This is a genomic window from Armatimonas sp. (genome assembly GCF_964826245.1).
On the sequence record NZ_CBAYMC010000186.1, the window covers coordinates 1 to 8,901 of the forward strand.

At 55.5% G+C, this 8,901-nt stretch carries 8 protein-coding genes and 1 tRNA gene; 3 read left to right on the top strand and 6 right to left on the bottom strand.

Annotated elements, in window-relative coordinates:
* On the bottom strand, positions 1-1,384 hold a 1,384-nt coding region (tnpC, locus tag AC1XOS_RS16150; protein ID WP_481963254.1), incomplete at its 3' end, for an IS66 family transposase.
* 220 nt (positions 1,385-1,604) lie between these two features.
* Between tnpC and AC1XOS_RS16155 the strand changes: the two genes are divergently transcribed.
* Positions 1,605-1,976 carry a hypothetical protein gene (locus tag AC1XOS_RS16155; protein ID WP_481963255.1) on the top strand — a complete coding sequence of 124 codons (372 nt, stop codon included), beginning with the start codon at positions 1,605-1,607 and terminating at the stop codon, positions 1,974-1,976.
* Positions 1,977-2,034: 58 nt separating this feature from the next.
* On the top strand, positions 2,035-2,676 hold the full coding sequence (locus AC1XOS_RS16160; RefSeq protein WP_481963256.1) for a prepilin-type N-terminal cleavage/methylation domain-containing protein: 642 nt from the start codon (positions 2,035-2,037) through the stop codon (positions 2,674-2,676).
* A 4-nt stretch (positions 2,677-2,680) separates the two neighbouring features.
* Here the strand turns inward: AC1XOS_RS16160 and AC1XOS_RS16165 are convergent, their stop codons facing one another.
* The 5 genes from AC1XOS_RS16165 to AC1XOS_RS16185 form a co-directional block, all read right to left on the bottom strand.
* Positions 2,681-4,624 (bottom strand): hypothetical protein, encoded by a 1,944-nt coding sequence (locus AC1XOS_RS16165; RefSeq protein WP_481963257.1) that lies wholly within the window; start codon positions 4,622-4,624, stop codon positions 2,681-2,683.
* Positions 4,625-4,719: 95 nt separating this feature from the next.
* The gene (locus AC1XOS_RS16170) at positions 4,720-5,790 is read right to left on the bottom strand and encodes a type IV pilus twitching motility protein PilT (protein ID WP_481963258.1); all 1,071 of its coding nucleotides are present in this window, start codon (positions 5,788-5,790) and stop codon (positions 4,720-4,722) included.
* Between the two features lie 32 nt (positions 5,791-5,822).
* Positions 5,823-6,542, bottom strand: coding sequence for a hypothetical protein (locus AC1XOS_RS16175; protein ID WP_481963259.1), 720 nt, complete (start codon positions 6,540-6,542; stop codon positions 5,823-5,825).
* Positions 6,539-7,933 (bottom strand): cryptochrome/photolyase family protein, encoded by a 1,395-nt coding sequence (locus AC1XOS_RS16180; protein WP_481963260.1) that lies wholly within the window; start codon positions 7,931-7,933, stop codon positions 6,539-6,541. The genes AC1XOS_RS16175 and AC1XOS_RS16180 overlap by 4 nt, the downstream gene beginning before the upstream one ends.
* 62 nt (positions 7,934-7,995) lie before the next feature.
* A tRNA-Ala gene (locus AC1XOS_RS16185) sits at positions 7,996-8,068 on the bottom strand.
* A 298-nt stretch (positions 8,069-8,366) separates the two neighbouring features.
* Between AC1XOS_RS16185 and AC1XOS_RS16190 the strand changes: the two genes are divergently transcribed.
* The gene (locus tag AC1XOS_RS16190; protein WP_481963261.1) at positions 8,367-8,801 is read left to right on the top strand and encodes a hypothetical protein; all 435 of its coding nucleotides are present in this window, start codon (positions 8,367-8,369) and stop codon (positions 8,799-8,801) included.
* Positions 8,802-8,901 lie beyond the last annotated feature (100 nt).

Below are 8,901 nucleotides of genomic sequence, written 5' to 3' on the forward strand. Positions count from 1 at the left end.
CGGGACAAATGGGCTCTCCCAAGAAAACCGAAAGTATGCCTTTACGAGTCGAGATGCCCTGCTTACGAAGAGTCGAAAGGTAGCCGCGCAGACGGCAGAAGTCCTCAAGACCCGAGCTAGAGCGCCAACAGCCAAAGACCTTGGAAAACAGCTTCACAGGGCGGATGTCGCGCTCTGAACCATTATTATCAAACTCCGCCAAAGCATCCCAAGCGAAACGAGTTACTTCACGTGCATAGCTCCAAAGGCGATCCAGCCACCGAATTCGAGAAGTCAACTCCTTAGGGCAAGACGATAGAGCTTTGCCTTCAATAGGAGGTTCACATCCTAAAGTTTTATAGGCTTTGGAAACCAAGGCACGTAGCTGTTTAAACAGCTCTTCACTATCGCCTAGATGCCCCGAATCTTTCCGCTTCTTAGCCTTGCGCAACCAGGCGAGAATCGGCTCACTCCAAGCTCCGGCTTTATCGAAGCGATCTTTCAGAGCCGCTCCCTCTCGCAGAAGATGAGCACAGCACAGACTGTGAGAACACTGGGCGAAACTCAGGTAGGCACGCCAGGCATCGTGATGTGCTACGCCCCGAAAATGCGGTAGAATTCCTGCCTTCTCGATAGCGACTTTGCCGCGACCACCAGGGCAACTAAAGTGGGTAAGTTTCTCGGTTCGCGCGACATGAATCCAAGCGTTTTTCTTCCCTGAGCGAACGCAAGTTTCATCGAAACCCGCACTTACCGCCTGGATAATGCCCTCTTTGATTTTTGCCTCGATAGGAGCAAGACGCACGGAGGCAATTCCAATCCAGTTCTGGACTGTTGCCTCGCTGGGTGAGTGCCCAAACCAGTCAGCAATCATCTGGACAATACGCTCCAGCGAGATTGCCTGTTCCATTTTGAGCAGAGTACAGGTGGTTTGTAGATGGGGTCCGTAAGCCACCGGGGCAGTGACCTGCTCTGGAAAATCTGCTTTGACTTGGCAATTGCACCCAGGACAGCAGACTTGATAAGCACGATGCTCCACCGTGAGTAAACGGATCACTTCTGGCAGATCTACGACTTGCCGTGCTTCAACCAACTCCCCCGCAATATCTGCTAGATCAAGACCACATCGAGGGCAGGCTTTAGGCTGATGGTTTTTGACCTCATCAGGTTCTGCGTTCTTTTGGAGGGTATGGCCTTTGTGACCTGTCTGTCCTCCCGGCTTTTTACCCGTTTTCGCTCTCTGACTCATGGGCTTGAGTACCCCCTGAGCCGAGGAGGGAGTATGTGGCTTAGGTGCGATTTTTTCTTCGAGCGCCGCCACTCGTGCTGCGAAATCCGCCATGATTTTCCAGAGTGATTCTGGGTCTTCTTGGCGCATTCGGTCGAACTCTTCTCGCGTCAGCATTGGGAGGTTGGAGTATACTTCAAGTCACCCGCTCAAGCAAGACCTGAGCAGTTACGAGATATTTATATGGTAGAATCCATTTAGCAGGAGCACTAGGGCTCCCACCGACCGAAAATCTTTAAGGATCTGTTGGCGTGTTGGTATGGGCGAAAGCCCATCTCTGTTCGGGCGAAAGCCCATCTCTTTCGGGCGAAAGCCCATCTCTAGTGAGGTATATAATATGAAAAATGTTGTTTGTAAATTGTTACCAAAGCAGCCAATGATTGGGTTGCTTCTCTCTCTTGCGATTCTTGTCGAGTTGGCTGTTGCAGTTAAAGCTGGGCCAAGCCGAATTTATTTTTCTTATGGTAATGAAGGGTTATGGAGAAATATAAATATTGTAGATGGTACATGCTATTGGGATAGAGACCCTGATACATGTTCTGATTCAAGTCAAACTGGTAATCCAAACACCGATTGTGTCTGGCAACCAGCTTCACATCATTATTCTGGCACTTCTGTTTGGAATCCTAATGGTGGTGGATGTGGGAATGGGCCGACTTGGCTAGATCCAAATTCCATGGGAGGCCATGCGGCCACAGTAGCTCGTTAGCCCTAAATAGCTAAATAAACAATTGTCTCCAGAATTTTCTGGGGACAAAAGGAATGGCATGAAAAAAAAATTTACATTGATTGAATTATTAGTTGTATTGGGGATAATGGGATTGCTTGTAGCCATGATATTTCCAATTTATATTGAATCTAAAGCGAACGGTAGGAAGGTGACATGCGCGTCAAATCTGAGACAGATGAATATGACTCTTCAGATGTATATTTCAGATAATGATGGTTACCTACCTAGCATAGATGCATGGCGGTTACAACATGTCTTCAAAAGTAAACAGGAAGCAGATAATCTTAAATGTCCTTCTGCAAAGAACATTAATGTTTTTGATCGTCAAGGTGTCCCTGGATATGCATTTAATTCAGCAATGATTGGTAAGATAAATCATGAAATTGTTGTGCCTGGATACGACGCATATACAGCAGAGTCTGTTACTAAGGTTACTTTTCCAACAAATACAGTAATGTTTTGTGAGCAAGCTATTGGCGTGCCATTTAGTATTGGCCCTGATCCAAATCATTTTACGACGATAAGAACACCAGAAGGTGAAGAAAAAGGTTGGCTAAGGCATAACAATGGTGCGAATTATCTCTTCTGTGATGGGCACGTAAAATGGTACTCTCCAGATGCCGTTGGTTATAATATTACGGGAACCAACGATGGTGTGAAGCCCACGTTTGCTTTATGAGGCTTCACACCAGCTCTTCCAAGCGTAGCTCTGCGGTATCGGCGACTTTGTTGAACCACGCGCCGCTGGGGTCTACTTGCGGGAACCACCACGCCGACGGGCGGTAGTCGGTGTGAGGCAGACCGTGGATCGTCTGAAGCGCGTTCTTGGCCAGTCGTGCCTTCGCGATCTCCGCCGCCGCCTCGATCCGGTGAAGCGTCTCTCGGGACGCCAGTGCTTTCGGAGAGCGCTCGATAATCTTCCGCTCCCGCTTGAGCTGCTTGACTTCCAAAAGAAGCTGGCGCACGCGGCGGCGGTTGCTGGCCAGAGGCTTGTCGAACAGCGCGTTGCGCTCGGTGAGGGCGGCGCTGTCCAGAACGGAGCCACGGGCGCGGAAATCATCGCCTTTCGCATGCTCCAGCGCATTGGACGCGGCGCGTTGCTCTCGGATCTCAGCCAGCAGCGTGCGCTCTTGCTCTCGGATCGCGCTCGCCTGCTCCCAGAGCTTCTTGAGGGTCCGCTGTGCCGTGGCATACTCCGCTGTGGCGGTCAGCAGGGCACTCCGCTCCAGAGAGGCAAGTAGATCTTTGGGAGCACGCAAACCCAACAGCTCATTTAGGCGCTTCTGCTCCCACTCACGGCCGCGTCGCCAGCACGCCGCAAAGTCATCCGCCTCCAGCTTCTCACGACCCAGTGCCTGCGTGAGATGCGGTGGGAGAGTCAGTGAGACGTTAGAGACGGCGCTCAGGCTGTCCCAGGTGTGGTACTTAATCCGCAAGATTGGGTGGAGATTGGGAACGTGCAACCGGAGCTTTTTGAGCTCAGCCATCATCTTCGCCGTGCGCCAGGAATAGCCGCTTGCGCCCTCGTGAAAGACCAGAGTCCACTCCGCGGTCAGCATAGGGAGAAGTGCCACGGCTTTACCGATCAGCACGCAGTCCGGCCCTAAAGCACTCTCTATACGCTCCGCAAGCTGTTGGGCGCTGGTAACGACCGTCTCACCCGGCAGGCAGATCGGCTCCGGTGTGTCAATCCAGACCGAGCCATCCGCCCGAACCCGCAGTGTCCCCCGGCCACGGCCCGGCACGACGAGGTCAAAGGGACGCGCTCCGGGCAGAAACTGATCCAGCGTGTACTGCTCGCCGCCTTCCACCGCAAGGTCGTAGGCTTCGCGTGCCTGTGCGCGTGTCGCGGGATCGAGAAACGCCTGCACCAGCCAGAACCGGGGAAGATGGTAGGTATGCGTATTGAACTTGAGGAGGGTGGTGGTACGGGTGGTCGAAAAATTCTGCGGCGGTGCACCCAGCAGTAGCTCATAAAGGCGCGGCAGGAGATATTTGTAGAGGCAGGGGAGGAGCGCCTCCGGGTGGGCGGTTGCAAAGTCGTGTACCCAGCCAAGCAGCGTCTGCCCCAGTGCGCTGCCCTCGGTGGCCCAGAGAATCTGCTCCCGTAGCGTCGTGAGAATCTCGCTCAGCTTTACTTCCGCGCTGATCTGCTTCTCCCAGCCCGCGTGGAGAATCCCTGTCCAGCCCCACGCCATCGTCAGCTCGGAGAGCAGCGCATCGGGATCGGCGGCGTTTGCCAGAGCTTTCTTGAGGGAAACGCCTGCCTCTTTGAGCAGCAGCTCACGGGTGGGGACATCCTCGGAGCCAAAGAGCTGGCTCATCTCTCCCGCAGCAGACCAGAGCGCACGGGTCTTGTGGTCATCATGGCCGACAAGGGAGAAAGCATCGCCGTTTGCGGGATGGAATCCTTGGAGCTTGGCGAAGTAATCGGTGTCGTGAACCCCGGCGAGCATCCCTGCCTCGGGCCAGAAGTTATCTAATCGTCGCCGCAGAGTGGCTTTGGTGGCCTCATCCCAGAGTGCGGTTTGACCTAACGCCAGGAGAGTGGTTTCGGGGAAACGTTTACGGAGAGCGCCAAGGGCGTTTTCGCGACAGTCGCCGTCTGGGGTGGGGGAGTCGGTCATGGGAATCGGGTTCAGTATATCGTAGATACAAACACCCTCTCAAACAAGTTCCGGTAAAATTTAGGCCGCCCCATAAAATGGGGCGGCGGAGGTGACTACCCGCCGGGCCGACGGATCATCTGACGCAGCTCGGTGATGTTTCCCGCGGCTGCCATCGCGTCCTCTTCCGAGATCAGGCCCGCCTTAAAGTAGCGCGTGAGGCACTGGTTCATGGTCTGCATGCCCCAGAAGCCACCCTCTTGAATGGCGGTGTAGATATTGCCCGTCTTGCCCTCTTCGATCAGCTTCGCCACGGTAGGGGTGGCGATCATGATCTCGACAGCAGCGACGCGGCCTACGGTATCGACGCGGGGGAGGAGCTTCTGTGCAAGGAAGCCCCGCACGGACTGGCTCATACGCATACAGAGCAGCATCTTCTCTTCCGGCGGGAAGAGGTTGACGATACGCTCCAGGGTCTCTGCGGCGCTCGCTGTGTGGAGCGTGCCAAAGACAAGGTGGCCCGTTTCCGCCGCTTGGAGTGCCACGGCCACAGACTCAACATCGCGCATCTCACCAATAAGAATAATATCCGGGTTCTGGCGCAGAACGTATTTTAGGGCATCAGAGAACGAGTCGGTGTCAATGCCGACCTCGCGCTGAGAGAGAATACATTGTTTGTCGGGGTGGACAAACTCGATGGGGTCTTCAATCGTGACGATATTCTTCGACTGCTCTTCGTTGATCTTATTGATCATGCCCGCAAGTGTCGTAGACTTGCCTGAGCCCGTCGGTCCCGTCACCAGAATCAGACCCTGGTGCGACTTGGTCATCTCCCCAACCGCGGGAGGCATTCCGAGCTGCTCCAGCGTGTAGATCTTCAGAGGGACAAGTCGGCTGACGACACCAATGGTACCGCGCTGCTGGTAGATATTGGTTCGGACGCGAGTCATGCCATCGAGCTCCCAGCCAATATCGAGCTCATGGCGGTGCTCGAAGCGCCCGATCTGCTCGTGGGTCATGATCGAGTAAGCCATGCGCCTTGTATCGTCGCCGGTGAGCTTCTCGGTTCCCTCGACAGAGGTGATGCGACCATGGAGGCGTAGCATCGGCGGTGAGCCTGCTTTAATGAACAGATCCGACGCTTTCAGATCAAATGCTTGGCGGATCAGGTCACGAATATCGTACATCGTTCAGGGATGTCCTCGTCTAAAAAGTTAGATTATCGGTGTAAAAAGCGCTGCGTGAGAGCGTAGGCAATGCCTGCCACTCCCAGTGCCAAGAGCGCCACCAAGCCCGTCCCCAGAAGAAGACGGCGTGGTGCGCTATTATTCTCCGCCGCACGGTAACTTTCCTGCCTGGCCACTTCTTTTGTGGGGAGATTTAGGGTGTCGAACTTGTGGTCCTTGAGCTGAACCTGGTAGGTATAGGCTCCGCCTTGCGCGGAAAGCGCCATATCGAGGCGGCTATCGCTGAACTGGCGGGGGCCTTTGTAGGTAAACTTGTCGGAGATCAGGTAGGTGATATTGATACGGTTCACATCCCGAAACGCCCGCAAAAACGGCTCCAGTGCGAGAGTTCCTTGCGCGGGATCCACCAGAGTCGCTCCCGTTTGGAAGCTCGCGCTGCTCATCACGGGAGCCGCACCCACATTTTTTACCTCACGCTGAATGGTGGGATCTTGCGAGTCCATGGCGCTACGGTCAAGGCGCTTGTCCTCGAGCTCGATTTTCTCTAGCTTCCAGCCCGTGATCGCCTCCAGGCGCTTGAGACGCGCTTCTGTCTGGGCATGGGGCACCGCTTTGGGGTAGACTGCCGCCACGCTCCAGGCACCGAGGCCTGGTGCCACCATGATCTGCACATCGGGCATGCTGAGCTGCGCCTTGCTCGGCAGGGCGAGCGCAAGAAGGGCTAGTATCCCTAGAAGCTGTCGTTGTCTCATTCGTCGTTTCCCTTGGTTGCCACTTGTTTATAGAGTGCGAGTGCTTTTACGCGTTGCTCCCCATGATCCACCTGTCGTGCCGGATAGTGCTTATTGATAACACAGTTTACCGCCGCTTGCTCGTGAACGGAAAGCTCCCAGGGTTTATGAACCCATTTGGAGGGCACTCGCTTCAATTCCGGGCACCAGTATTTTACATAGGCCCCATCGGCATCGAACTTTTCGCCCTGGCTCACGGGGTTGAAGATGCGAAAATATGGCTGTGCATCCGTTCCTGTCCCCGCCGCCCACTGCCAGCCGCCGTTGTTGGCCGCCTGGTCACCGTCTATAAGCTGCTGCATAAAGTAGCGCTCGCCCAGTCGCCAGTCACAGAGCAGGTCTTTGGTGAGAAACGAAGCAACCGCCATGCGCGCCCGGTTGTGCATCGTGCCTGTCTGTGCAAGCTGGCGCATCGCAGCATCGATGAAGGGGTAGCCGGTCTCGCCGCGCTTCCAGGCTGTAAAGAGCGCATCGTCGTTGTGCCACGCGATAGCATCGAACTGCGGCTTGAAGCTTCCCGTCGCCACATGGGGAAAGTGCCAGAGAATCTGGTAGTAAAAGTCCCGCCACGCAAGCTGCCGAATCCAGGCATCTTTTCCCGCGCTCTTTGGGCTCAGTCGCGCCGCTTCTAGTGCCCGCCGGGGAGAGAGCATCCCAAACTTGAGATAGGCAGAGAGCTGCGACGTTCCCAAGATGGCAGGAAACTCCCGCTGCGTGTCGTAGTTCTCCATCGAGGTGCTCGAAAACATGGCAAGCTGGGTCTCGGCGGCCCGCTCGCCTGCGGGAAGGCTCGCTGGACTGCCTGAGCTCTCGGGGAAGGGCTCAGAGGCGATTCCAAGGGGCGTGGGGATACGGACTGGCGCGGGGCGGGGAGTGCGAAATGCCTGCTCCTGCCAGACACGGAAGTAAGGCGTGAAGACCGTGTAGGGCGTTCCCGCCTTGCTCAGGATGCTCTCTGGCTCGGCAAGGAGGTGGTCGGACGAGACATGGCACTCCAGAGGGATCTGAGAGATCGTCGCGTCACGCTCACGGCCCCGTGGCCCGTACTCACGGGAGAAATAGACCGCCGTCGCGCCGGTCTCTTGGGCGAGCCGGGGCAGCTCCTCTTCAGGCTTGCCGTGTCGCACTACCAAGTAGCTCCCACGCTCTCTTAGTGCCGCGTCTAGCACCCGCAGGCCCTCCAGTAAGAGGGCAACCCGACGCTCGCCGGTGTCTGGCCGTGAGAGAATCGCGGGGTCCAAAATATAAACCGGCACAATTTTCTCCGATTCACCGAGCGCAGTGATTAAGGCAAGGTTATCCGAGAGGCGAAGCGTGCGGCGAAACCAGACGAGAGCAGTTTTATGGGGCATGGCCAGGAAAACAAAAACGGCGAGGGATGGTTCCCTCGCCGTGTGTTCTTTATGTTTTGGAGTGGAGGATAGCGGGATCGAACCGCTGACCTCTTCAATGCCATTGAAGCGCTCTCCCAGCTGAGCTAATCCCCCAAGTCTACATAAAGTCGCGAGGGGAATTCTATCGCAGAAAAAAAAACTTCGCAAGTAGCAAACAATTATTTGCATCTTGGGGTACAACTTTGACTCCGCCGTCTTCATGGAAAAAGTCAAGGCGCTCACGGAGGCTCCTGATGCAGGACTGTCGACTGAGCCGCTTGCCGCAGAGATTCCCATGGTATGGGGGCCGCCCGGAGGGACGCCAAGCCTCCAGGGACAGATCACGTTTATCTCGACCTTACGACAACGTGCCATACCTTGGGTAGAATACCCTGCGGAGGTTTTATTGAAAATGAGTACGATACAGGGAGCGATTCGACAGTCGGTTGAATCACTGACAAAACTAATCAACGGGCTAGGCGAGAAAGCAAGCTGGTCACCACTGGACAAGGGACGAACAGCACTGAACCAAGTGGCGGAGTGCGCTTTGATTACCGGCGCGTGTACGGGCATCATCGCAACCAAGTCAGCTCCGGAGATTGATTGGGCGGCTTTTGCAAAAGCACAAGCGGAGCTTGAGGCAAATCCCGAAGTGTTGCTAACGACACTCGCTACCAACACCGACGCATTTTTCGTGGCGCTGGACGGGCTTTCTGCGGAAGACGCCGCTATCGAAGTAACGATGCCTTGGGGCGCAACCTACACGCTTGCTGGCTTGGCGAACGTGGTGTACTGGAACAACACCTACCACGAGGGCCAAATCAACTATATTCAGTCTCTGTTGTAGTTTCTAGCCCTTCCACCAGGGAGCGCTGCTCGCCGCACCTGCCTCTTCTTTCGGAGGGGCGGGTGTTTTGGTCTCCGTGGGCAGTGTACGCCAGATGACC

Coding starts and splice junctions, on each gene's coding strand:
- AC1XOS_RS16155 (WP_481963255.1), top strand. CDS start 1,605: ATGAAAAATGTTGTTTGTAAATTGTTACCAAAGCAGCCAATGATTGGG.
- AC1XOS_RS16160 (WP_481963256.1), top strand. CDS start 2,035: ATGAAAAAAAAATTTACATTGATTGAATTATTAGTTGTATTGGGGATA.
- AC1XOS_RS16165 (WP_481963257.1), bottom strand. CDS start 4,624: ATGACCGACTCCCCCACCCCAGACGGCGACTGTCGCGAAAACGCCCTT.
- AC1XOS_RS16170 (WP_481963258.1), bottom strand. CDS start 5,790: ATGTACGATATTCGTGACCTGATCCGCCAAGCATTTGATCTGAAAGCG.
- AC1XOS_RS16175 (WP_481963259.1), bottom strand. CDS start 6,542: ATGAGACAACGACAGCTTCTAGGGATACTAGCCCTTCTTGCGCTCGCC.
- AC1XOS_RS16180 (WP_481963260.1), bottom strand. CDS start 7,933: ATGCCCCATAAAACTGCTCTCGTCTGGTTTCGCCGCACGCTTCGCCTC.
- AC1XOS_RS16190 (WP_481963261.1), top strand. CDS start 8,367: ATGAGTACGATACAGGGAGCGATTCGACAGTCGGTTGAATCACTGACA.